The sequence below is a fragment of the Mesobacillus selenatarsenatis SF-1 genome (genome assembly GCF_000813125.1).
Classification (GTDB): domain Bacteria; phylum Bacillota; class Bacilli; order Bacillales; family Cytobacillaceae; genus Mesobacillus; species Mesobacillus selenatarsenatis.
Genome location: NZ_BASE01000019.1, coordinates 46,695 through 70,484, shown reverse-complemented (window position 1 = coordinate 70,484; position 23,790 = coordinate 46,695). Strand labels below are relative to the sequence as shown.

25 protein-coding genes are annotated in these 23,790 nt (G+C 36.1%); 22 read left to right on the top strand and 3 right to left on the bottom strand.

Translation table 11 applies throughout. The annotated features are described in order from the left end of the window. Window positions 1-136: 136 nt before the first annotated feature. The 3 genes from TY49_RS04810 to TY49_RS04800 all read left to right on the top strand — a co-directional run bounded on the left by TY49_RS04810 (window position 137) and on the right by TY49_RS04800 (window position 2,452). A complete protein-coding gene (locus TY49_RS04810; RefSeq protein WP_084135378.1) occupies window positions 137-769 on the top strand; it encodes an NAD(P)/FAD-dependent oxidoreductase in 633 nt (210 codons plus the stop codon). A 232-nt stretch (window positions 770-1,001) separates the two neighbouring features. Continuing rightward, window positions 1,002-1,604 carry a YcxB family protein gene (locus tag TY49_RS04805; RefSeq protein WP_041964762.1) on the top strand — a complete coding sequence of 201 codons (603 nt, stop codon included), beginning with the start codon at window positions 1,002-1,004 and terminating at the stop codon, window positions 1,602-1,604. 53 nt (window positions 1,605-1,657) lie between these two features. Continuing rightward, window positions 1,658-2,452, top strand: coding sequence for a hypothetical protein (locus TY49_RS04800; protein WP_041964761.1), 795 nt, complete (start codon window positions 1,658-1,660; stop codon window positions 2,450-2,452). Window positions 2,453-2,677: 225 nt separating this feature from the next. On the opposite strand, the gene TY49_RS04795 is transcribed toward TY49_RS04800, so the two are convergent. Further along, window positions 2,678-3,358 (bottom strand): EcsC family protein, encoded by a 681-nt coding sequence (locus tag TY49_RS04795; protein WP_232310374.1) that lies wholly within the window; start codon window positions 3,356-3,358, stop codon window positions 2,678-2,680. Window positions 3,359-3,870: 512 nt separating this feature from the next. Here TY49_RS04795 and TY49_RS04785 point away from each other — a divergent pair. The 3 genes from TY49_RS04785 (at window position 3,871) to TY49_RS04780 (ending at window position 5,741) form a co-directional block, all read left to right on the top strand. After that, window positions 3,871-4,659, top strand: coding sequence for a hypothetical protein (locus tag TY49_RS04785; protein WP_041964759.1), 789 nt, complete (start codon window positions 3,871-3,873; stop codon window positions 4,657-4,659). A 259-nt stretch (window positions 4,660-4,918) separates the two neighbouring features. After that, window positions 4,919-5,224, top strand: a complete 306-nt coding sequence (locus tag TY49_RS25185; RefSeq protein ID WP_232310373.1) for a hypothetical protein — start codon at window positions 4,919-4,921, stop codon at window positions 5,222-5,224. Beyond that, entirely contained in the window at window positions 5,190-5,741 is a 552-nt protein-coding gene (locus TY49_RS04780; RefSeq protein WP_232310372.1) for a hypothetical protein, read from the top strand. Before TY49_RS25185 ends, TY49_RS04780 begins: the two co-directional genes overlap by 35 nt. On the opposite strand, the gene TY49_RS24555 is transcribed toward TY49_RS04780, so the two are convergent. After that, window positions 5,720-5,884, bottom strand: a complete 165-nt coding sequence (locus TY49_RS24555) for a hypothetical protein (RefSeq protein ID WP_156972606.1) — start codon at window positions 5,882-5,884, stop codon at window positions 5,720-5,722. The two genes, TY49_RS04780 and TY49_RS24555, sit on opposite strands and share 22 nt — an antisense overlap. A 298-nt stretch (window positions 5,885-6,182) precedes the next feature. Beyond that, entirely contained in the window at window positions 6,183-7,064 is an 882-nt protein-coding gene (locus TY49_RS04775; RefSeq protein ID WP_041964758.1) for a helix-turn-helix domain-containing protein, read from the bottom strand. Between the two features lie 174 nt (window positions 7,065-7,238). Here TY49_RS04775 and TY49_RS24550 point away from each other — a divergent pair, with 174 nt between their 5' ends. The 16 genes from TY49_RS24550 (at window position 7,239) to TY49_RS04700 (ending at window position 23,673) form a co-directional block, all read left to right on the top strand. Then, window positions 7,239-7,379 carry a hypothetical protein gene (locus tag TY49_RS24550; RefSeq protein WP_156972605.1) on the top strand — a complete coding sequence of 47 codons (141 nt, stop codon included), beginning with the start codon at window positions 7,239-7,241 and terminating at the stop codon, window positions 7,377-7,379. A 54-nt stretch (window positions 7,380-7,433) separates the two neighbouring features. Next, entirely contained in the window at window positions 7,434-7,922 is a 489-nt protein-coding gene (locus TY49_RS04770) for a hypothetical protein (RefSeq protein WP_041964757.1), read from the top strand. After that, complete coding sequence (locus TY49_RS04765; RefSeq protein WP_041964756.1) at window positions 7,919-9,019, top strand: hypothetical protein; 1,101 nt, start codon at window positions 7,919-7,921, stop codon at window positions 9,017-9,019. Before TY49_RS04770 ends, TY49_RS04765 begins: the two co-directional genes overlap by 4 nt. Beyond that, window positions 9,009-9,989, top strand: a complete 981-nt coding sequence (locus tag TY49_RS04760; RefSeq protein WP_041964755.1) for a radical SAM protein — start codon at window positions 9,009-9,011, stop codon at window positions 9,987-9,989. The genes TY49_RS04765 and TY49_RS04760 overlap by 11 nt, the downstream gene beginning before the upstream one ends. Before the next feature lie 95 nt (window positions 9,990-10,084). Further along, the gene (locus TY49_RS04755) at window positions 10,085-11,935 is read left to right on the top strand and encodes a hypothetical protein (protein ID WP_041964754.1); all 1,851 of its coding nucleotides are present in this window, start codon (window positions 10,085-10,087) and stop codon (window positions 11,933-11,935) included. Next, entirely contained in the window at window positions 11,932-13,152 is a 1,221-nt protein-coding gene (locus tag TY49_RS04750) for an MFS transporter (RefSeq protein ID WP_041964753.1), read from the top strand. Before TY49_RS04755 ends, TY49_RS04750 begins: the two co-directional genes overlap by 4 nt. Beyond that, a complete protein-coding gene (locus TY49_RS04745) occupies window positions 13,136-14,359 on the top strand; it encodes a DegT/DnrJ/EryC1/StrS family aminotransferase (RefSeq protein ID WP_041964752.1) in 1,224 nt (407 codons plus the stop codon). The genes TY49_RS04750 and TY49_RS04745 overlap by 17 nt, the downstream gene beginning before the upstream one ends. Before the next feature lie 123 nt (window positions 14,360-14,482). Then, entirely contained in the window at window positions 14,483-14,932 is a 450-nt protein-coding gene (locus TY49_RS04740; RefSeq protein ID WP_041964751.1) for a hypothetical protein, read from the top strand. Further along, complete coding sequence (locus TY49_RS04735) at window positions 14,910-15,551, top strand: hypothetical protein (protein WP_041964750.1); 642 nt, start codon at window positions 14,910-14,912, stop codon at window positions 15,549-15,551. The genes TY49_RS04740 and TY49_RS04735 overlap by 23 nt, the downstream gene beginning before the upstream one ends. Next, complete coding sequence (locus tag TY49_RS04730) at window positions 15,552-16,427, top strand: hypothetical protein (RefSeq protein WP_041964749.1); 876 nt, start codon at window positions 15,552-15,554, stop codon at window positions 16,425-16,427. Between the two features lie 27 nt (window positions 16,428-16,454). Beyond that, complete coding sequence (locus TY49_RS23835; protein ID WP_084135375.1) at window positions 16,455-17,057, top strand: 4'-phosphopantetheinyl transferase family protein; 603 nt, start codon at window positions 16,455-16,457, stop codon at window positions 17,055-17,057. Window positions 17,058-17,109: 52 nt separating this feature from the next. Next, window positions 17,110-18,282: an aminotransferase-like domain-containing protein gene (locus TY49_RS04720; RefSeq protein WP_041964748.1), complete on the top strand. Its 1,173-nt coding sequence runs from the start codon at window positions 17,110-17,112 to the stop codon at window positions 18,280-18,282. Window positions 18,283-18,369: 87 nt separating this feature from the next. Beyond that, complete coding sequence (locus TY49_RS04715; RefSeq protein ID WP_041964747.1) at window positions 18,370-19,722, top strand: UDP-glucose dehydrogenase family protein; 1,353 nt, start codon at window positions 18,370-18,372, stop codon at window positions 19,720-19,722. A 70-nt stretch (window positions 19,723-19,792) separates the two neighbouring features. Next, on the top strand, window positions 19,793-21,682 hold the full coding sequence (gene abc-f, locus TY49_RS04710) for a ribosomal protection-like ABC-F family protein (protein WP_041964746.1): 1,890 nt from the start codon (window positions 19,793-19,795) through the stop codon (window positions 21,680-21,682). 32 nt (window positions 21,683-21,714) lie between these two features. Then, window positions 21,715-22,623: a phosphotransferase gene (locus TY49_RS04705; protein ID WP_041964745.1), complete on the top strand. Its 909-nt coding sequence runs from the start codon at window positions 21,715-21,717 to the stop codon at window positions 22,621-22,623. Window positions 22,624-22,845: 222 nt separating this feature from the next. After that, entirely contained in the window at window positions 22,846-23,673 is an 828-nt protein-coding gene (locus tag TY49_RS04700; protein ID WP_041964744.1) for a hypothetical protein, read from the top strand. Window positions 23,674-23,790: the final 117 nt, after the last annotated feature.

Below are 23,790 nucleotides of genomic sequence, written 5' to 3'. Positions count from 1 at the left end.
ATTGATGCGACGGAGGAGTTATTTCCACGAAAGATAAATAAGGCGTTAATCATCATTTTTCTAAAGTTACCTATATATAGATATAAATGTTTAAAACTCAGCAATAAATGGATACACAAGGAATGGAGGGATGAAGATGAAGATACTTATTATTGGTGGAGATGCAGCAGGTATGAGTGCTGCGATGCAAATGGTACGGAACAGCTCTGGACATGAGATCACTGTGTTGGAAAAGGGTGGCGTGTATTCATACGGACAATGTGGTCTGCCATATGTGATTAGTGGAAAGATTGAGTCCACAGATGAGTTAATCGCACGGACTCCGTCTACTTTTAAAGAGAAGTATGGCATTGATGCACGGGTATTTCATGAAGTACAGAAGGTATACGCAGAAAATAAAATGGTAAATGGAATAAACCATAGTAATGGTGAAACATTTAGCCTTCCATATGACCGTCTTCTGATTGCGACTGGTGTAAGTTCGGTCATTCCAGAGTGGGAAGGTGTGACACTTCCAGGTATTTTCTCATTAAAGACCATCCCTGATGCACAAGCAATCATGGATTATCTAGAAAGAGATAAACATAATGTGACCGTGATTGGTGGCGGATACATTGGGCTTGAGATGGCCGAAAGTTTTGCGGAGCTCGGCAAGAAGGTAACGATCATTGAAAGAAATGAGCAATTAGCCAAAATATTTGATCCAGACATGGCTGAACTGATTCATGAAGAGGGGAGTAGAAACAGAGGGACGGTTCTTGTGTTTTAGTAGTTATTGCTACTTGAAACAGTAGAACCGTCCCTCTGTTTTTTGAAAGAGCACGATAAGCAGTTCACGCTGCTTATCGTATTTTTTACAGGAAACAGCCAACTTTCCTCTAAAAGCTTCATACTTTAGGTAATTGATTTAAAATCGGCTCTATGCCTGGGGAAAGAATTAGTTCAGATTAGGGAAATTATGCCGATAAAAACATAAAATAACTGACTAGGAGAGAGAACAGATGGAAAGGGAATTAAGCCAGGGGAGTGACGCAATTAAGTTTGAAGTGAAGCTGAATCCAAAGGATGTCTACCACTATAATTTATTTTTCTTAAAATCAAAGCTGAGCTTATTTATAGTCATCAGCTTAATGACATTAATCGTTGGTACTATTATCTTCTCTGCTGGAGGTGGGCTTTTACAAAACTTCTTTTTGTTTATTCCGGCATTTTTACTGGCAATCACTCCATTAAGTGTGTATTTATATGCCAAGAAACACGAAAAGGAGTATGGAGAACCCAGAACATATATGGTCGATGAAAAAGGAATCTCATTTGATTCAGAAACAATTCAAACGACCAATAAGTGGTCAAAATTTCAAGAATTCCGGCAGAATAAAAACTATCTTTTCTTATTTTTCTGGGATAAGTCTTCGCTGATTTTTCCAGTGAGATGTTTCGAGGGAGAGCAGGAGATAGAAAAATTCAAAAGTTTTATTCCACCAGTATTAAAGAATAAAAAACCTAAAAGTAAATATCAGGTCTTTTCTTTAGTGGTTCTTTACTTAATGGTCTTTTTAGTACTGGCAGGATTGATCAGTTATTTCAGCGGTTCACCCCAATAAAAAACAGTTGCAGCGCAATATAAGCTGAAGTGGAATACTAAGGAGATGTAAGCATGAAGCAAGCTATTATACTATTATTCTTTTCTTTATTTATTGTATCTGGATGTACAAGCTCAACAAAACCAGCAGAAGAAACTAAAAAAGCTGCAGCTGAAACGAGTGCAAAAACCGAAAAAACACAGGAACAGACAACCGAGCTTCCTGTTTTAGAACTTCTGCAAGAAGGTCTTTCTACAGGAGAAATTATGGAAGTTGGCATGGATCCCCAATCTGCATATAAGGTAATGGAAATAACCAATAAAATGCAAGCTAACCTGCAGGATAAAAGAGAGTGGTTTCTTGAATACGCTGCACAAATTAAGGAAGGTCAGGGGATGCCCTATCATCCGAATTTTGGGATAACAGAAGAGGAATATGAAATTATTCTCAACTCTGATGATTATATGAGGCTGATGAAGAAGGGGGAAACCTCCGTACTGATCACCAATGAGGAGAATGAATTAACTCTTGCTGCCGACCAGTCAGAGGTCATTAAGAACCTAACATTCAATTTGAAAAGCAACACAGTACAAACGGAATACGGAGAGCTCGCTTATAAAGGGAAAGTAGAAGCATCGGATAACCAAAAAGTAACCGGTAAATGGTCCGGAGAGAGTTGGGAGTTATCCGAAGGAGATATTAATAATATAGAGGATATTAAAACAATAGATGAAAACACTCATATGAAACTTGTAAAACTTCATGTGGGTAAACTTGAAGAAACAGGATACACACTTGTTTATTTAGAATATCGCGAAATAAAAGACGGGGAAAACATAGGAGCAGTAGAGTTTTTAATTATTAAATAGGTGGTGTGAGGATAGGTACTATTGTAGGGAAGTGAGACATGGGGCCGGTTCTAATGTCTCGTTTTGTGGGACAGTGGAACCGTTCCGCTGTCTCAATACTTTTGACAAGGAGGAACATGTGGACGTAACTTTTGCTTCTTTTTCGTGATTGTTAATTGGAAACGAAAGGTCCGTCCCTCTGCTTCTTTGGAACCTCTCAGTTATTCGAAATCTTAAAATGTAATGCTATAACATATCAATAATTTCAGGTTCATCCATTTTTTTAGATTTTTGCTCGTGAATAAACAGCTTGTGAGCAACATTTCCTATTGTATTTGTAGCAACTGCATCTACGGTACCGCCAATAATTCCTCCTGCTAAAGGCACCATCTTACCTAAATTGATGATTCCTTTCTCTCCAAACTTTGTTAGTAAACGAAATCCTACAGCTTGGTTAATTTTTTTTATTACTTCAAAAGGGATTTTTTTAATACCGGTTACTGCAAGTTTTTTTCCTATCTGAATTCCTGCATTTTTAAGAATATCTTTAGCTCCATTCCCAGCTAAACAGGCGTAAACGAAAGATTTAACCTGATCATCTTTTAAATTATAACCACCCATATGTGCAATAGCCGCAACCATTCTCATTTGAACTAAAATCACACTGGTTATATTGGCAGGTACAGCCACAGGTAATGTAATAAGTCCACCCAGACCTGTTAAAAATCCACTAGTAGCACTTTTGGTGTTTTGCCAAAGTATTAAATTTTTAACTTTTTCGTCTAAGGTACCACTCTTTTGTAAATAACTATCAGCTAATTCTATAGCGGTGTCCATTCCAGGTACACCACCGTTAATTGCTTTATCATAAGACCAATCTAATGCCTTCATTATTGAGTCGTGTGTTAAAGATTTTGTTTTAGACAATTCAACTCACCTTTCTTCCAAGGGGATATGGTAATATTATACTATAAAGCTAGGTTTGGAATTTAGAGTTTTATGAATAATATCAAGGGATTAAACTACAAAAATAACTAAAAGACAGGTGTCCTATGGAGAGAAGAAGACCAACAATACAAAACAAAGTCGAAATCCCCGTAAATATTTTCAAGGAGAAGAATTAATCGCTGAATGTCCTAGTATTCAGGCGGCGGCAAGATTTTTAAAAAAAGAAACAAATTCTAAACAGTTCAATTGGTCTGCTATTAATAATGAGATTTGGTACGGTGAATCGTATTCTAAAGATGGAGCTACTTATTTTTTTACAACAGATAAAGAAGCTATTAAGAAGAAAACTGGATACGATTTAGTCTAGGTAAGATGATAATACAGATTACTATAAAGTGTATTATGGAAATCAAACTCTTTGAATACAAGAAATGAGTTTGACCAAATCTAAATCTGTTTTATAAGTATTTAAGAATAATGGAGGAAAAATTATGCCTGAATATAGAGTTAATAAGAAGCAATCACCCAAGAATAGAATTGTTATTACCATTATTTTTGCGTTGCTTTGTGCCTCCGTTGGATCAGCAGGAACATATATGATCTTGAAAGGAGATAAAAAAGTAGTTAAACCAACGACAGCAATAGAAGGTGAGGTCATCATAGAAAATATCGCATACGATAAGGTGAGAGAAATCAGCAAACATTTCGGATATGAGGATGTTCAAGACTTCGATTACACCGAAGATGACACTTATGAATTTTTAAAGAATCAAGATGATGATATTTGGCTTGAAACAACAGGCAAAAAATTCGGTAAGTATCTTTTCGGAAAAGAATACAACATTCATTTGTTTGGTTATTTTATGCTTGGTTATGATTTGAAAAATATTGAAAAAGAAGATTTTTATTTTGATGAAGAATCCAAGATTTTACACATTAAAGTACCAGCATTAGAATTAGCTTATATTCCTATGTTTGACAAGAGTTATTTTGATAGTTTTGTAGGAGTATTTAGAAAGGAATACACTGAGGAGTACCGAAAGTTGATTTATGAAGATGCGATAAATCAAGGCGTCCAAGCTATCCTTGATGATAAAAGCAAAGTTCGTGAAGGATATAAATTAACAAATGATTCTCTTAAAGAAACATTATTCGACAAACCAGAGTTAAAAAAACATGTCAAAGATATTGTTTTTGAAAAGTCCAATCAAGAATCAACTATTAGAGTCGAAGAAACTAGAGAAGCTGTTCTTGGTGAAAAAAAAGAAACGGAAAAGTAAAATTCATTCCAAGGTTGAACTGGCCGTTGCTGATTATGAGTTAGTATTTAGTATATTTGTAGAGTACCAATATATCATTAGAAATCCAAAGACAACGATAAGCAGTCACGCTGCTTATCGTATTTTTTTGCTCATCCAGCAAATCCCCCTCAATAATCTTCTCTTAACTGTTCACAAAACCGCCATAATCTTCCGCTCCCCACCCTGTCCTTTCCGCCCTTCCATCCATATATAAAGGGTGAAAGGGTGGTGCATTAGCATGACAATTAAATCGGCTGTTATTGAGAGTTTTGCGGAGTATTCACAGTTTGGTTCGTTGAAGGAGTTTAACAATCATTTTGAGATGTGGATGACGGATAAGAAGCGTTTTTTCAGTAAGGGGGAATTGATTGGTTTGAAGAGGCTGGCTCGTTTTGCTGCGAAGGTTCCTAGGGTGGCTAATGCCAAGATCGGGACGGTCTTGAAGGCCATTTATGAGGAGTATGGGGAGATGGGGATTTCCCGCTCTACTTTTAAAAGGATGATCCTGAATGCTAGTGAAACTGGTATTTTTTACTGTATATGAAACTGCACGCAAGAACGGCTCACAGTCTAGCAACCTGTATGTATTCAATCGTTTCCCGATGAATGAACTACCGGATGGCGATCAATTGAGCCACCAATATAAAACAATCATTCCTTCTGAAACTAACATAAAAAAGAATAATAAACGTGAAGAAAAGGCTGCTGAAGAACAATTATCCGAAATCACAGAGGTAAAACTCTTTGCTGGAAAAGCACCGGAAGATCATCTATTTGTCAGTGACCGGGTTCCGAACGATTTCGTTGTAAAACACTTCTACCCAGCTGCAAAGTCGATCGAAGAATTCTGGCGGATGAGCAAGGTCGCTGCCTACCGTAACAACTATGAAAAAGAAACAGATCCCTTGTTGTCGGTATCACTAGACTCCTTCAAACAGCTCGTCCGGAAGCTGAAATCGAAGGTGGAAGTGAAGAATCCGATCGCTTATTTTACCGGGATTCTGAATAAGAAGTTCCAGGAGCGTTATTTTGAGGAGCTTTATGAGATGCAGGTTTGTTGAATTAAGCCATGTGAGACATTCGGACGGTTCCAGCGTCTCATTCCGGAGTCGAAATAAAATATTGAGTTGTCAAACAGACCTGATGTATTCAGGAAAATGTCATCAGCAAGCTGTTCAGCTTCTTCAGTTTTCTCCTTTAACATTTTCTTCAACCCTTTTAAAAAGTTATCAGTATTAGCTTTGGTTTAACCAATTCTCAATTCTCTATCGCTCCTTATTGACCCGAGGACAGAAGGGATACTTTATTGTACGGATAAGGAGTTAGAGGCCTTCATCGAACGAGTTAGGTAGATTCAGCAGAGTTATGCAGAGAATGAGTATTTTAGGGAGGTGCCTAGGGTGGCGGAGGATAGGGAAGATTATAAAAATAATTTGGAAGGCTTCTTTTTTTGCAAAGTGCCTTCCTTTTTAAAAATGAATTTTATCAGTATTCTCCCCTGCTTATTTGGGAGTAGCCTCTAGTTCTTCTAAGTTTAATTCCACTAAGTTTAATGAACGTTTATTTCCTTCAAGTCTGTATATCATTTCTGCGAGTTTAAAATTATCTATTGATTTTTTATAATCATTTAGTAGTTTGAAGTTTAATCCTATCTGGAAATACAAGTCACCTTTGAGATAAAGGAGGCTATGGGCTTCTGTTAACCCTATACCTTTTTCACATGCCCGGATTGACTCTAGGTATTCTTCATTTTCTCTTAAAGCCCTGGAATAATTATAATAGAGACGAATTGGGACGAATTTATTTACTATATTAGGCAAGTATGTGAGATGATTCAATGCATCCTGATAAACTGCGAGTCCCTCGTGAGTTTGTTTATAGTCCGTTAATATGTTTGCTTTACTTATTAAGATTTCAATTTCCCTCTCAGAAAAAACCTTTTTATCATGTGAAGTTAGATTTAAAGCTTGATCTAATAAGGTAATGGATTTATTAAAATTACCATCCTCAAAAAAATAGCAAATAGCTTCATGCCATAAAAAAAACTGTTGTAGCTTATTATCCGAGAAGAGCTTATTATCTTTTTCCCCATTAATAATTTCTCTCACCGTTCTATAATCTCTTTTGCTTACTGCTTCCCTAATCTGGGAAAATGTCTCTACGATATATTCATGTCTTGGTGTATTCGATGTATCTAATAGATAGGAAATATCAATGCATAATCTATCTGCTAATTTTAATAGAATATCAGCAGAAGGAAAGACGTTACCTTTTTCAATTTTGCTGATAAAAGCCTGTGAGCATATGTTTTTAGAGATATCTTTCTGTGATAATCCATAATTCTCCCTTAACTCTTTTATCCTGTCTCCTAAGAAGTTGACCAAGGTCTTCCCCCCCCCCTTTTTTACTCATATAACTATATTTATATTAAAACGAAGATTTAGACGATTTTGGGCCTTTTTTGCTAGTTGATTACATTATACCAGATAAAATGACAAAATTATTCCAAATAAATATTTGCTAATATACAAATATACTAAGTTTAGGGGGAAATAGAGATGAAAAAAGTACTACTTGGTCTAATTATTATCTTTACAACATTAACAGGTATCGAGATGAACACCGCTAATCCAGTGGTTGAGATGGCGGCTGAGAAAGACCCAGGTTCAATGCATTCAATTGAATTGTCAGATATTTAAAGAATTAGAGAAATTGTAGAAATGAAAAATTAAGAGATATTAGGGGGAAATAAATTGAAGATTTTCTTAGGTACACCAATTACTTGTTTGCTGGATAGGAACAATAAATTCAATAGTGAAAATAAAAGTAATTTGCAATACATCATTAATTCCTTAAGAAAAGATGAACGGTCAGTGTTTTGTGCTATTGAAAGAGAGGCATGGGGAGATGAACTTCTTTCTGGCGAGGAATGTACTTGGCTGGATCATAAAGAGATGCTCGATACTGATGTTTTCATTGCTATTCCAAATCAAAGTTATGGAGTATATGTAGAAATAGGCTGGGCAAGTGCGCTTAATAGAGACATTGTATTGCTAATTAATGAAAAGTTTGGGATTAAATCTCCACTCTTAGAAGGTCTGGACAAATTAACTAATGTAAAAACAATTAAATATTATTGTGAGGAAGACTTCCCAAGCAAGGACGTTTGGGACGAAGTAATCTTTCCACAGTTAAAAGAAGTGATCAATACATCAAATAAAACTCTTATGGTGGAAGTATGAAAGTAGCTTTTATTACAACAAATTTTGGATTTGGCCCAGTTTCCAAAACAAATTACATTATGAAAGCCTTAAGGGAGAAATCCCCCCAAGCAATAATTGACTTTTTTGGATCGGGAGTGGCCAGAGAATTTATTTTGAATAATAGCCCGATAAATAATGTATACACTTGGGAATCTGAGGATGGAATTGCTGCTCTTGATGAAGTCATAAAGAACTATGATTTTGTTGTAAATGTTATGGAAATGGACGTATTACCGATTTGGAAAAAAGAATATCCACCATTAATTTTAGTCGATAGTCTAAATTGGATGTGGGATGAAATTCCAAAAGGTATTGAAAATGCTAGCAAGTATTTTATACAAGACTTTTTACTTGATCACAAGAATATAGATGAAAGTGTTGTTGATACATATATTGTTAATCCAATAACAGTTATTGATAAATCAGTTTATAAAGAAGAAGATTGGATGCTGGTGAACTACTCGGGAATGTGTAATCCATTTACTAGTCCGGATTTCTTTAGTCTTTATACCAGAACTCTCACAAAAATTATTATCGAAAAGTTCAGTGACAAGTTCGGAAAAATAGTCTTTACGACGAATTCGCAATTAATTGATGAGTTGCAAACTGAATTTAGCCAATATTCAAATATCCATTTTGAATATCTGTCTCATGACGAGTTTATAAAAGCAATGAAGAAATCAAGAATTGTTTTAACAACTCCAGGGATTACCGCAACATTAGAAGGAAAAATGCTAGGTAAGAGAATGGGCTATTTGCTGCCATCAAATTATAGTCAAGTGTTATTAAGTGAGAAGTATTATGACATGAACCCTAGCTGCAAGACAATGAAATTCACAGCCTTCGATCAGTCTTTTGCCATCCCGGAAGAATTACCAGAATCGATTGCGGTACCTATGGTAAATGAGGCCGTACAGGAAATACTTAGAAATCATAAGTCGCAAATAGAAGAAATGGTTAAAGACATAGTAAATAACGCTTTGCCATATGAAAAGCAGGAGATTGAAAATTTGGGTCAAGATCAAATAGTTAATGAGATGCTCCAAATGGAAAGGAGATATCAATATGCATATTAAGTACTTATTTATTCGTATATTGGAATCCTGTAATGCAGGTTGCTGGTTTTGCGGATTTGCTAAATCTGGGGACTCTTATAGGCTTGGGCTAAATGAATACCAAAAAATCATTGAAGAGGCAAAGAAGGCCAATGTTGAATATATAAGATTCACCGGAGGAGAAACTCTTCTCCACAGCAATATTGTAGATTTTGTCAGAATAGCAAATGAAAACGGACTGAAAACCTCTTTGATCACCAATGGATTTTTATTAGAGAAGAAGATAGAAGAATTGAGTGAGAATGGTTTAAATCAGGTAATAGTGAGTCTAGATGAAGTCGGTAATAAGCACAATGAAATTCGTAGTTTACCTATGCTATTTGAAAGAGCTTTAAAAGGACTGGAAAAGGCAAGAGAACTTGGTGTGAAGACAAGAGTAAACACGGTATGCGGTCCACATAATTATAAATCCATGCCTGAACTGCAATCGATTTTTACAGATGCAGGAGTAAGCTATTGGGAGCTTTCGGCACTGAAACTGGATGAAAAAATCATTTACGAAGATGGATTAGATGAAGTCAATAATATCGTTGAGCGTGTATATCTGGATGGTAAGAAACAGGGGAAATTAGTTCCGTTCGGGAAATACTGGTGCGGCAATACGGAAGAAGAACAAACGAATTACTTTGACCATTCCTTGCCTCCTCGTGCTGCAGGAAAATGCCAAATGGTTAATCTGGTAAGGTATTACGATGCAAAGAATAGAAACTTATATGTATGCAGTTTGCTTCCGCATCGAGGCTTGGATAAAAAATATTATCGATCCTTTAACTCTATTGAGGAATTCAGCTTGATAGACCAAGAGACACAAGAGGTAGCAGAGTATTTCTACCATAATGGGCCGTCCGTTTGTCACGGTTGTTCTTCAACGGCGTCAGGATGTAGTGACATGCTTTCAATGGGTGAGAAAGAGTTCGAATTTATGTATTAATAGTTCTACTTTAAGAAATTAAAGTCATATTTGGTTAAAGGGGCTGGGCCATAAAGAGGACTTGAATCAGGAAGTACAGAAATGGGGTTTTTATTGTGGAATTACTAAAAACAAAACTAGTCAAAATCTTTGAAGATGATCAACTTTATATGCAAGGAGTAGAAGAGTTTTTAGGAAGTGCGTTTCAACCATCTATTCCGGTATTGGTCAAGGACAGAAAAGATCTGGAAGAAAGCATTCGTATTTCAGAATCCATCTATAAGGAGAAAAAAAATCCTAATAAAGTAGATGTGGGGATTCGTCTGTCTCCTGTTGAGAATATTGGAATTTTTTCTTCCTTTGAGAAAAGCTTTGCTGACGAATGGCATGATTTCCAGGAGATGAAGGATTTAAACCTTGAAAATAAATCTGTGGTAGTAATTGGACTGTATGAGGAATTTAAGTTCGATAGCCTCAAAGAATTTGTATTTAAATGTTACCAAGAGAAGGTGCAAGTATCCTATTTGATTGGAAGAGATGAAAGTTCGCTATCCTGGTTGTGTGCTAAACAATTTTTGAAGGAAGTATCAGGTCTGGATAATGGTTTATTAACTCATAGGAAAATAAACCATAGCATAAAAACGGAAATGGTCGATATAGCTGAAGACTTATTAATTTATGATAAAGCCATTTTAAAGAAACATGATATGCAAGCGGAATTGTTGGAAAATAATTGGAGTAAGCTGATTCTTCATGGACATGGCAAAGAGGACAATATAAATTTTGAGGATTATACGATTTGTGGGAGAAATGATGAGTTAACCAACAAAACCAATATCTTGCCTAGGTGTGGGTATTGTGAGCAATCCTGCTTTAAGGATGATCAAAAACTAGTGCCTTTAAACAGAGTTAAGGCAGCAAACGTCATAATGGCATCCTGTAATAACGGTCCCTTTTCCGACCTGGCGTTGTATGATGATAAATTCAACTTATTGTTGAACGCGATCGATGGTACAGCCCAAAACATTACTGCTGCAGTTACAATTCAGGATTCAGATTTATTGGAACTGAAAAGGTTAGTCAGTTTCACAAACCCGAATTGGAATCCTGCTCGAATCATAAATGATTCTTTAGATTATATGCAGCCGTTCCCTAGCATGATAGAAATAGGATTACCAGTTAATAAGAATACGATCGATATTGAAGTCATTGAACCCAGCAATAGAATTATCAGAACGTTGGAAAGAGCTCAAAAATATTATACAAATGATTTTATAGATGAAAATCATTCACTAAAAAAATTATTGCCAAGTTTCATTACTAAAGGCAATCAATATTTATTGAGGGGACAGTACGGCCTGGATGCTAAAGAGAAACGGAATATCGAGAACAATTGGAAGCAGAAGATTCAAGCTCTAAATGATATCATCGGTAACACTATTATTGAAAATCCAGATGATCCGATCCTGGAGTTTGATGGATATAATGTGTATCGATCAAAAGTAGATGCAGAAACTATTACACCAAACCTTTGCAATTGTGGACATGAAGGATTGTCATATTTGTATAAAGGTCATAGTTCTCATACTTTTGACCTGAAAATGGAATTCTGTTTCCGATGCGGGGATAAAAGTATCGGGATGGCAGGAGGGCCTAAAATTTCAGTTGATGTTACTTCTGACCTTAAGACAGGGGAAAAAATCAAAGGAGTATGCAAAATTACCCCGGAAGAGGATGGGGAAATTTTATTTGGCTGGTTTGTACCTGGATATATTAAAGAATATTTAATCGGAGAACCAAGTTTAAAAAGGTTTAAAAATAAAAATAAAGACGAAATTGAAGTGGAGTTAGATTTTCAATTCAGGGAAGATATCCCTGCCCAAGGATACTATTTTACAGTCTTTACTGTTCAAAACTTAGGAATCACTATTAATCGACACTTCTTTACAATAGAAGGGAAAATATGATGAAATCCCTCGTTTTTAAATACAATTCATATTATTTCTTATCTAATCTAGTCTTTCAAAAGGGTATCTTCATGTTATTCCTTACCACCCAAAGAGGAATTGATAACGCAGAGATTGCTATTTTGCAATTGAGCCTGCTGATGGGGATGTTTTTAAGCGAAGTTCCGACCGGAATACTTGGTGATCGGTTTGGACGAAAGTTCAGTGTTGTAACCGGGCTTATCCTTTTAACATCTTCATCTCTTGGGTTTATTGTCTTTGAGCATTTCTGGGTGTTAGCTATTCTCTTCTTTTTAGAAGGTTTAGGGATGTCCTTTATATCTGGATCAGATCAATCACTTCTTTACGATAATTTAAAGCAAATGAATGAAGAAGAACAATTCTTAAAAACAATGAGTACCTCTTTAGGTTTGTCATATATTTCATTGGCAATAGCTTCTGTTATTGGCGGGTTAATACAAGAAGTATCCTGGAATCTGGTTTATGGGTTAAGCTCTATTGCAATTTTGGGGTCTATCCTCTTTTTCGTATCTATCAAAGAATTGTCCTTTAATCAATCAGAGAGTATCGATTTGTTGACAAAGAAAGTGATTACCCAGAAGAAAAGTATTATTGGTGAAACGGCTGAGTATTTTAAAAGTTATGAGGGGCGTAAAATCCTGCAAGTATTCATACTCCTTGGTGCTTTTGAAGCAACTTGTATGGCCTATTTTATGTTCTCTCAACAGTTCTTCCATATGTTAGGACTAAATGTTTTTGTGATATCAATTGTTTTTATGGCAGGAAGATTACTATCGGGATTCAGTTATTTTATTGCCCCGAAGCTGGCAAAGAAATTTTCATCCAGAAAGGTAATAATTTCTACAATGTTAGGTACATCTCTTTTCCTTGTTTTAAATGTATTTGACTTTAGTTTTTATTACTATGTCTCTTTTGCTGCCATTGTAATTTTACCTTATATTTCGAACGTGCTAAACGTGAATTTTATCCATAGTAAAATACCATCTTTGACTAGAGCAAGTATTATGTCGGTGGGATCAATGATTGGGAGTGTCAGTTTAGGGTTGGCTTATTTAATCATTGGTTTTCTGCTGGACGCCACCACTTTGAATATTACTACTGCAGCCATAGGTATTATCAATCTAGCGACAGCATTGTTATATGTTATTAAAACTAAAAGTATGGAATGGGGACAAACGAATGATAAAGCTGCCTGAAGAAGTAAAAGAAAATCGTGTGATAAAGCTTCCTAATGAAGTTAAAGAAAATAAAAATTTAATCATAAATAATGGCAAGGATCCAATTGAATTACCGTATGAAGATACTGGAATTTGTACGGAAGCTGCGGACAAAGTAGCTGATATTGTAAGAAGCGGTAAAACCTCATATTGGGGAGGAGGACCTGTAGCGAAAAAGTTAGAGGAACGATTCGCTAACTTAATTAACAAACAGGGAGCATTTTTTCATAACTCTGGCAGTGCTGCATTAGTTACGGGTTTAAGAGCTTTGAATGTGAATTATGGTGATAAGGTTGCCATTAGTTCATCAGGTTTTATTTCTTCGCTTAATGCAATATATCACTCAAAGACTCGGCCGGTGTTTATTCCTACAGACAGAAAAACACTAATGAGCCATTATCCAGAGGATTATCCTGTCCAGGATGATATCAAGGTTGCTCTAGTTACTCATTTTTTCGGGAATGTAGTTGATATCGATCATGTTATGGAAAAGACGAAAGCTCAATATCTAATAGAAGATGCAGCCCAGGCACTTGGCAGTAAATTAGATGGTAAGTTTGTAGGGTTCAGAGGGGATGTTTCAACCTTTGCTGGCTCCAATCGTAAATTATTCGGAGCAGGACAGGGAGGAATGAATGTCTACGATGATCCGGAAGTTGGCAGGAGAATGAGGACAATTGGCCACCATGGGAAAAGCGATAATGTTTGGTCAGTCACTCCGGGTTATAACTTTAGAGGTGGAGAAATGGAAGCAGTACTTGGCCATGCCTCATTGGATGTAATGGAAGAAAAGATGATCTTAAGGAATAAATCTGCAAGTGCATTTTCTACAATTCTCAAAAATGCAGGTATTGAAGTGGCAGAGCCGCACAAACATCTGGATTGTGAGGTTGTCTGGTTCGATACTGCCGTTATCTTGCCAGAATATTGGACAAAGGAAGACAGAGATTGGTTAGTGGAAGCTCTAAATCTCGAAGGTGTTCCAGCCTGGGTGTATCCATCCTTGATTGAAACTCCGTGGGTCAAGACATGGATGCAAGAAGAAAATTGGTGGGGAGAAGAAGAAGAGGAATTACTCAGAACAGAAAAAGAACTTTGGGACAGGGTTTTTGTGGTAGGTACTCAAATGAGTGAGGAAGATTCTGTGCGGTGCGCAGAAAAAGTATGTGAACTTCTTGCAAAATAATCGACCCGATTAGCTTCTTAATATAAGCAGGGCAACTTAATAGAATTGAATAAAATTCTAGAAAGAGCCCTGCTTTTAATTTTGTCTTGGTAATTATAGATTTTGTGTCAATGGGGTGACCACATGAAAACGAAAACTTTATCAAATGTAGTGTTGGATTGGTTGGAAGATAAAAGCCAAAAAAAAATTGCTAGTGATGATCTTCTCTATGGTGAATTAATAAACTCTTTAGAACTTCTGGAGTTACTCACATTTATTGAAATGGAACTAAATATACAAATTCAACTGACTCATTTACCGCCTTCTTCGTTTAGGACTGTATTCGATTTACTTTCAACAGTTGAAGAATATTCCAACAAGGATTCAGAAAGAAGATGGTATTTGGTCAAGACCAGCAAAGATCTTATTGAATTTAGAATGTGGATTGAATTTCAGTTTGATAGAAAGATAGCATTCAAATTAAATGAAAGCGAAATCTTGATAGGAATTCCTGCGGAAATGGAAAATTTTAACCAAATAATCACAAAAATTGAAAAAGAGGTTGACTATATTGAAAGATATCAAATCAACTAAATCAGGTGCTCTTTTTGTTTGTGGAGAAGAGGCAAAACGATTGTTCGATATAAAGAGAGAGATAGAGGAAACTCTTAAGGTGCTCGAATATACCCACCTATGGCTGCCATCACTTGTTGAAAGTTCCTTCTTCCATCCTCAAAATGTGGACTCTGGGCATAAAGAAGGTACCCTTGTGCATGCTGCTTGTCTGCCTTTCTTTGATCAGATTGAAGATTATACTAATAATATTTACTTTGGATTCAACCGTGTCCACCGGTTAGAGCCATTGCGCAACCTGAATAAGCAAACCAGATTAGAATCATTTGAAGTGGCAGAAATTATTATTACTGGATCAGAGGAGTACACAACAAATAAATATTCTGAAGTAAAGGAACTTCTATCTTCACTCTTAAGCAAGTACACAAAAGGTGAGTGGATTGAAGCAGATGATTCATTTATACAAAAATATGAAAAAGAAGAATGGGTAGTGGGGAATGGGGTAGAAAAAGTTTCAATAGCCTCAGCAAACAGACACGGAAAACATTTTTCAGGAAGAAAGAATGCAGAAGGAACTTCCTGCTGCTTTGGAATTGGAATTGAAAGATTGTATGAGTCTTTAGATAGAGGTGAATATTGATTGAGTCTTTTAACTGAAGAATACCCAGTTGGTGCCCAGAGAGCCATGGGCTTAAATGAGGGTAGCCCTCTTGCCTGGAAAGAACAAGGGATTCTTCCTTTGTCGGCTGATTGGGAAAATGAGCTTGGTTCTCTTACTAATATTGCTATTGGAGGTTATAACCTCTCGAATACAAAAGTTGATAGGGTCATAGGTGGCGTATGCATTTACAAAAGTAACGGAGAATTTGCCCAATTACCGCTGTCTTTCTTGTGGGAGATATTAGTGGTTGCCATGTTTGCTAAAAAACTCAAGGTAGAAGCTTTAATATTGGTGCCGATCATGGAAGAAGCTCACAATTATCCAATGTACAAGGAAAAATACCTGAAGTTGTCTTCTAAAATTAAACGATTGGTTGAGCAGCTTTCAGATTTCTTAGGGGTTGAAATGTTGGCAACACATGCTGATAAGTTATTTCAGGGAGGAGTCGACCAAAGAGATTTGTACGGGCTATTCCAGCCATATACAACTAACCAAAAGTTAAAGCTATATCCAATGGGTACTTTTAACGAAGATCAAATCCTAAAGGGATATGAAAGCTATTGTTTAAGGTATAGATATCCGAATGGAGCCATTGAAGAGAACGATTTGGTGGTAGACGGTATCCATTTGTCTAAATCGGTTATTACCGGAATTGAAAAACAGGCTAAGTTCATCCCGACCTTACCGATTCCGTCCTTCGACTCAAGCGAAAACTGCCTATTGGTAGATAGCAAGCATGTTCCTGCAATTTATGATGAAATATCATTTGAAAGTATTAAAGAGCTGGATGGAATTATCGTTGAAATCTTAGGATATCAGTTTAAAGATATTTTGGAATTTGTTAAGACTATTTAGCAAACCAATAAACATAATGAGGGTTGGATGATGATTGAATTATACATAATTAATTCCTCATTAATTCATAAGAGTTCAGAAGATCTCTATTGTGATCAAGACACAAGATCATACCAGTCAGACCGATCTCTGTTATCAAAAGCTTCAAGTGAAATTGTTAGGTCACTTATTGCATCAAAACTCAATTTAAACCTGAATGAATTTAATATCCAGATAGATAAGTATGGAAAAAAGTTTGTGGATGAAGAACATGGGATTCACTTTAATATATCCTACTCTGATGAATGGATCCTGATAGGTATATCAAATTCATCTATTGGTGTTGATATTGAAAAATTAAGGACAATTGATTATAAGAATATTTCCAGGCACTTTAGTATGGAAGAGCAGCGCTACCTGCGAACGGTCGATTCTCATATAGGAGAAAAAGAGTTCTATAGAATATGGACTGGTAAGGAAAGTTTCGTAAAGTATCTGGGCAAGGGGTTAAGAATACCTTTGGATTCTTTTTCAATCCCTTTAAAGCCTGGCCAATGTCATGTTGAGACAGATATTGATGGTATTACTCCGAAGATAATATCTTTCACAATAAATCATGAATATTATGTGAGTATTTGCGTTGATGTTTGAAGTGTATGATTTTGATTATAATGGCTTTTAGCTATAGAACAGGAGTAATGTAATGATTTCCCTCAAGGCAGAACACACATTAAAACAAGTGAATCCTGTTAATGAATTACTCAATGTAACAGAAGGGGTAATCTCTTTTGCTGGTGGATTGCCATCCACAGAATTAGTAATAGATGTCCTGAAAGGCGTCTTCGGTGAAGAAAGCCAATCCATTTTCCAATATGGAGAAATTGAAGGGAACGGCGAATTTAGAAAGCTGTTAAGTAAATGGGTTCAAAGATACGGGATTAATACAAATGCCCATGAAATTCTGATAACTTCTGGAGGCACTCAAGCAATAGATATCATGACAGAATTTTTTATTGATCCAGGTGATTATATTCTTGTAGATCAATACTCATTTGTATCAGCTATTGAAATTTTTAAAAGTTATAAGGCGAATGTCATTCCAGTTGAATCAGATGATAATGGGATAATTATAGAATGTTTAGAATCCAAGCTTAAAAAATATAGCCCGAAATTTATATATATTGTTACTAATTACAATAATCCTACGGGTTTCTCTTTAAGTAAGGAAAGACGCAAGAGGATGGTTGAAATCATTAAAGATTTCGATACGATCATTATTGAAGATGACCCATACATCGAACTTTATTATAATGATGAAATTATTAAGCCGATTAAATCATTGGAGCATTCCAAAGTTATATATATATCAAGTTTTTCCAAGATTATCTCCCCTGGACTGAGAGTGGGCTATATCATCGCAAATGAGGAGATCATTAGGAAAATCAGGAAGTTGAAAGAAAATAAGGACATTCACACGAGCAATTTATCTCAGTTCATAGTTCTTGAAGTTTTAAAAGGAGATTTTGATTCTTATTTGGACAAATTAAGAAGTCATTATAAGACTAAAAGAGATTTCATGATGCATTATCTGGATGTTTACCTGAATAAACATATTCAATACACCGTACCAGCTGGCGGGATGTTTTTATGGATTGCTATGAAAGAAGAAATTAATGTATCTGAGTTATTAGACCTTGCACTAAACAGAGGAATCAGTTTTATACCTGGACCTGTTTTTTGTGCCGATTCTGAAAGTGACACAGGGAATTACATTAGGTTGAATTTTACTAACCCGGAGATTACACAAATGAAAACTGGGATTGAGCGCATTGGTGATTGTATAGAAGGCCTGCAAACTTCCCTTTTAGTTAGATGAATTAACAAAAATAAATCAGTTCTTAACACTTTATACATGTTTAATAATCTGAATATTGAAAAAATAGCTGGTATTGGAGTGGCAAATATGAAAGTTTCAGTAATTGGTACAGGTTATGTAGGCTTGGTAAGCGGAGTGAGTTTGGCCGATATTGGTCATGATGTTACATGCATAGACATTAATGAGCGTAAGGTTTCTTTGATGTCAAAGGGGAAATCTCCCTTTTATGAACCGGGGTTAGAGCCATTAATGAAGAAAAATATTGTATCTGGCAGACTGCATTTTACAACTGAAATCCAGAAGGGGTTGTTAAATGCGGACATCGTTATAATCGCTGTTGGAACTCCAATGAAAGATGATGGATCTGCAGATATATCTCAGATCAAACAGGTTTCCCTCCAAATCGCAGAATCGATTGTGAAAGATACCATTATCATTATCAAGAGTACAGTTCCTGTGGGAACAAATGAATTAATAAGAGATATTATTTTTTCAAATTTAAGCCATAATGTGGAGTTTTCAGTAGTGTCCAATCCCGAATTCTTAAGAGAGGGCTCTGCTGTTTATGATACATATCATGGTGACCGAATCATCATTGGATCGGACAATTACCGGGTTGCGGAATGTGTGGCCACAATGTATAAGCCATTAGGGATGAATATTTTAATAACAGATATTCGCAGTGCAGAAATGATTAAATACGCATCGAATGCTTTTTTAGCTACTAAAATCAGCTTTATAAATGAAATCTCAAACTTATGTGAACGTTTAGGAGCAAATATTGAAGAGGTCGCTTTAGGGATGGGGACGGATAAAAGGATTGGTCATGAATTTTTAAATGCAGGTATTGGTTATGGCGGTTCCTGCTTTCCAAAAGATACGAATGCATTAGTTCAGGTCTCTGATCAAGTTGGATATAACTTTGAATTATTAAAGGGAGTTATTCGCGTTAATCAACGACAACAGAAATTGCTATTACATAAACTTAAACATAGATTTGGTTCCTTAAAGGGAAAGCGAATTGCGGTTCTCGGATTATCGTTTAAACCAAATACTGATGATATGAGAGAAGCAGCTTCTATCATAATCACAGATAAATTAATTGAGCAAGGTGCTGAAGTAGTTGTATATGACCCGAAAGCTATGAAAAATGCTGTACAGTGGTTAAATCCGAAGGTTAACTATGGAATATCAATCAAAGAGACCATAAGAGAAACGGATATTGCACTGATTTTGACTGAATGGGATGTTTTTAAAGAATTGGATTTATCTATTTTTGTTGAATTAATGAATTCTCCAATTGTTTTTGATGGGAGAAACTGTTTCACATTAGATGAAGCAATGGAAGCGGGTATTGAGTACCATTCTGTGGGGCGGCCAGTAATAAATAACAATATCATACCTGATAGATTGGTTAAGCTGGCAGAAAGCTATGTTTAAGTTTTAGAGAGTTAGTATAAAAGCAGCAACTAAAATATGGTTGTTCGTAAAAAGTGGGTGTCAACAAAAAATGATTTTATGCAGTGGAAGAGAAGTAAGCAAGATGTATGGCGGTTCTGTAGTCCTGAATAAATTGGCATTTGATATTTATGCTGGCGATCGAATTGGGATTGTTGGAAGTAATGGTTCAGGAAAAACGACTCTATTAAAGTTGCTGGCTAATCACGATAGACCAGATGCTGGAGAAATACATTGGAAGAAGAATACAAGGATTGGTTATCTTGCGCAAATTCCGAATTTTTCAGATGGTTTTACCGGTAAAGATGTTCTAAAACTGGCATTTGAAGATTTACTAGAGATTCAAGAAGAGATGAAATTATTAGAAAAGCAGATGGAGGCTGAAGGTCACTCGCCCAACTTGAATAAAGTAATGAAGAGGTATGGACTGCTGCAAGATGAGTTTTCAATGAAGAATGGATATGAAATAGAAGCAAAAATCGAAAATATTTCTAACGGTCTAAACATGGAGGATTTACTAACAAAACATTTCAATGATTTAAGCGGGGGAGAAAAGACAAAGATTTGTCTTGGTCTCACATTATTGCAAAATCCCAATATTATCTTATTGGACGAGCCAACCAATCATCTGGACATTGAATCAGTAGAGTGGTTAAGCAGTTATTTGAAAAAATATGAAGGAACCGTAATTGTTATATCTCATGACCGATATTTCTTAGATGAAATAAATACAAAAATATTCGATATGGAGGATGGGGAGTTAACCATCTACCAAACAAACTATTCTGAGTTTGTTGTTGAAAAAGAAAAACGGTTATTGAAAGAATTTGAAAACTATAAATTACAGCAGCAAAAAATAAAGAAAATGAAGCAAACGATTAAAACACTGAAGGAATGGGCGAACAGGGCTAATCCCCCAAACGCAAACATGCACAGAAGAGCCAGAAGTATGGAAAAGGCATTAGAAAGAATGGAGAAAATTAACCGCCCAGTACTCCATCGAAAAAAAATGGGGCTGCAACTTGAATCAGCAGAGAGAAGTGGAAATGACATTGTCGTTATGGATAATGTGGCAAAGAAATTGGGAAATAAGACAATCCTGACCGACGGAAATATGTTTATCCGCTATCAAGATAGAACAGCATTGCTTGGTAATAATGGAGCTGGGAAATCAACAATTCTAAAAATGATATGTGGTGAAGTGAAACCTGGTCAAGGGCAGATTACAATTGGCAGCAATGTGAAAATAGGCTACCTTTCTCAAGAAATATTTGCTGCGAATTCGGATAACACAGTAATAGAATCGTTCCGAGAAAATGTTTCAGTTACGGAAGGGGAAGCCAGAAATATATTAGCAAGATTTCTGTTTTATGGTCATGCAGTTTTTAGGAAAATTTCACAATTGAGTGGCGGAGAACTAATGAGGCTCCGTTTGGCCCAATTAATGCATCAGGATATTAATCTGCTGGTATTAGATGAACCAACTAATCATCTTGATATAGAGTCGAGAGAAGTACTTGAAGAAGCACTGGATCATTTCAACGGTACAATTTTAGCTGTTTCTCATGACCGATATTTTATAAATAAATTATTTGATAAAGTTTATTGGATTGAAGACTCAAAGTTAACTTTTTTTGAAGGAAGTTATGATACAGCCAGGAGAAACCTTTTAGCAAGTAAAATGAATCAAAGAGAAACCCTTGTAAAAGAGAAAAAAATAAAAAATTACATTCCTACTAGAGAAAAGAAAGAACCAGCCGTAGCCACTTTTGATAAAATCGAAAAGGATTTGAAGGTAATCGAAAATCGGATTGATTCAATCGAACAACAGTTGTCTGCAGAGAGTGATTTAGGATTATTAGAACAATTATTTAATGAAAAAGTGGAATGTGAACAAGCCAGGGACAAGATATATCAAGAGTTAGAATTAATCATGAATTAAGGAGACAACAATCGAATGTCGGTGAAGTGAATATGGATATTGAATCAATTGTAAATGACCTAATTAAAGAAAAGGCAATCTCAGCGGAGATAATTGGAATTAAAAAGTTACACGGCGGAACCTTAAGTGATATCCATGTAATTAAGGATATAAATCTTTCAAAATATGTAATAAAAATAAATGCACCGGAAGTACTCAAAGCTGAATCGTTTTTCTTGAGGAATTACAGACATCTTGATGTACTGGCTGATATTCTTTATACTGACCTGAATAATAAGTACATAGTTTACTCCTACATTCCAGGTGAAATAAATCCGTACAGCATCAGCAAAGATAAATTTCTTCAAATTATAGTTGAGAGATTAATCAATCACTATGAACCAATTGGAGTAGATAATGGTTGGGGCTGGGTCCAAAGAGCAACGAATTCGTGGTCAGGCTTTTTAAGAGAATGGACCGCAGAGGCAGATGATTGGATAGGTTCATATATCCCAGAAAAGGAACGGAAGCTTATATATGAGCTAATTGAGGATTCGGCTAGAGATCAATCAAGTAAAACTCCTTATTTATTACATGGGGATTGCGGCTTCCATAATTTTTTAGTGAAAAATGGCAACCTAGAAGGCATTATTGATCCAATGCCCGTAATTGGATATCCAATTTACGATTTGGTATACGCATTTTGTTCCACCCCAAATAATTTGGACCGCAAAACAATTGAACATGCAGCAGATTTTTTAAAGATTGGCAAGGAAATTAGCAGACCAACATTGTACCAAGAAGTCATTATCGGATTATATTTTCGGATAGCTAGATGTATTAAACACCATCCCAAAGACTTGCCCAAGTATTTAAAGGCATGGGTTTATTGGTACGATGTTGTTGTTAATAATTCTAAACCAATAACTTTGGAAATCCCAATCTCTTCAGGGGACTTTTGAAGGGAAGAAGAAATAGCTGTTGGCAATTATAGCAATCGTACATGATTAATTACTTAGAAATCCCAAAAGAACGATAAGCAGTCTTCAAGCTGCTTATCGTATTTTTTTTGTTCTAAAATCTCCTATCTAACTGTTCACAAAACCGCCACAATGCCCGGCTTCCCACCCTGTCCTTTCCACCCTTTCATCCATATATAAAGGGTGAAAGGGTGGTGCATTAGCATGACAATTAAATCGGCGGTTGTTGAGAGTTTTTCGGAGTATTCACAGTTTGGTTCATTGAAAGAGTTTAACAATCATTTTGAGATGTGGATGGCGGATAAGAAGCGTTTTTTCAGTAAGGGTGAGTTGATTGGTTTGAAGCGGCTGGCTCGTTTTGCTGCGAAGGTTCCTGGGGTGGCCAATGCCAAGATCGGGACGGTCCTAAAGGCGATTTATGAGGAGTATGGGGAGATAGGGATTTCCCGGTCTACTTTTAAAAGGATGATCTTGAAGGCTAGTGAGATTGGTATTTTCACTGTATATGAAACTGCGCGCAAGAACGGCTCACAGTCCAGCAACCTGTATGTATTCAATCGTTTCCCGATGAATGAACTACCGGATGGCAATCAATTGAGCCACCAATATAAAACGATCATTCCTTCTGAAACTATCATTAAAAAGAATAATAAACGTGAAGAAAAGGCTGCTGAAGAACAATCATCGGAAATTCAGAGGTTAAAATCCGGTGATGAAAAAGTACCGGAAGAGCATCTTTTTGTCAGCAACCGGGTTCCAAGTGAATTCGTCAATCTTGTAAAATACTTTTACCCAACCGCAAAGTCAATCGAGGAATTCTGGCGGATGAGCAAGGTCGCTGCCTACCGTAACAACTATGAAAAAGAAACAGATCTCCTGTTATCACTGTCCCTTGACTCCTTCAAGCAGCTCGTGCGTAAGTTGAAATCGAAAGTGGAAGTGAAGAATCCGATTGCTTATTTTGCAGGGATTCTGAACAAGAAGTATCAGGAGCGATATTTTGAAGAGCTTTATGATCTGCAGGTTGCTTGAAATTAGCTAAAGTGACCGAAATCATTTCACTAATTAGTCAACAATAATCTACGATGTATTTAAATATGCAGGCGATTTAGGAATGGCTATGGCACAGTGCCAGCACTCCCCGAAATG

Bases quoted from the DNA above. Each gene is read 5' to 3' on its own strand.
- TY49_RS04810 (WP_084135378.1), top strand. From the start codon at position 137: ATGAAGATACTTATTATTGGTGGAGATGCAGCAGGTATGAGTGCTGCG.
- TY49_RS04805 (WP_041964762.1), top strand. From the start codon at position 1,002: ATGGAAAGGGAATTAAGCCAGGGGAGTGACGCAATTAAGTTTGAAGTG.
- TY49_RS04800 (WP_041964761.1), top strand. From the start codon at position 1,658: ATGAAGCAAGCTATTATACTATTATTCTTTTCTTTATTTATTGTATCT.
- TY49_RS04785 (WP_041964759.1), top strand. From the start codon at position 3,871: ATGCCTGAATATAGAGTTAATAAGAAGCAATCACCCAAGAATAGAATT.
- TY49_RS25185 (WP_232310373.1), top strand. From the start codon at position 4,919: ATGACAATTAAATCGGCTGTTATTGAGAGTTTTGCGGAGTATTCACAG.
- TY49_RS04780 (WP_232310372.1), top strand. From the start codon at position 5,190: ATGCTAGTGAAACTGGTATTTTTTACTGTATATGAAACTGCACGCAAG.
- TY49_RS24555 (WP_156972606.1), bottom strand. From the start codon at position 5,884: ATGTTAAAGGAGAAAACTGAAGAAGCTGAACAGCTTGCTGATGACATT.
- TY49_RS24550 (WP_156972605.1), top strand. From the start codon at position 7,239: ATGAAAAAAGTACTACTTGGTCTAATTATTATCTTTACAACATTAACA.
- TY49_RS04765 (WP_041964756.1), top strand. From the start codon at position 7,919: ATGAAAGTAGCTTTTATTACAACAAATTTTGGATTTGGCCCAGTTTCC.
- TY49_RS04760 (WP_041964755.1), top strand. From the start codon at position 9,009: ATGCATATTAAGTACTTATTTATTCGTATATTGGAATCCTGTAATGCA.
- TY49_RS04750 (WP_041964753.1), top strand. From the start codon at position 11,932: ATGATGAAATCCCTCGTTTTTAAATACAATTCATATTATTTCTTATCT.
- TY49_RS04745 (WP_041964752.1), top strand. From the start codon at position 13,136: ATGATAAAGCTGCCTGAAGAAGTAAAAGAAAATCGTGTGATAAAGCTT.
- TY49_RS04740 (WP_041964751.1), top strand. From the start codon at position 14,483: ATGAAAACGAAAACTTTATCAAATGTAGTGTTGGATTGGTTGGAAGAT.
- TY49_RS23835 (WP_084135375.1), top strand. From the start codon at position 16,455: ATGATGATTGAATTATACATAATTAATTCCTCATTAATTCATAAGAGT.
- TY49_RS04720 (WP_041964748.1), top strand. From the start codon at position 17,110: ATGATTTCCCTCAAGGCAGAACACACATTAAAACAAGTGAATCCTGTT.
- TY49_RS04715 (WP_041964747.1), top strand. From the start codon at position 18,370: ATGAAAGTTTCAGTAATTGGTACAGGTTATGTAGGCTTGGTAAGCGGA.
- abc-f (WP_041964746.1), top strand. From the start codon at position 19,793: ATGATTTTATGCAGTGGAAGAGAAGTAAGCAAGATGTATGGCGGTTCT.
- TY49_RS04705 (WP_041964745.1), top strand. From the start codon at position 21,715: ATGGATATTGAATCAATTGTAAATGACCTAATTAAAGAAAAGGCAATC.
- TY49_RS04700 (WP_041964744.1), top strand. From the start codon at position 22,846: ATGACAATTAAATCGGCGGTTGTTGAGAGTTTTTCGGAGTATTCACAG.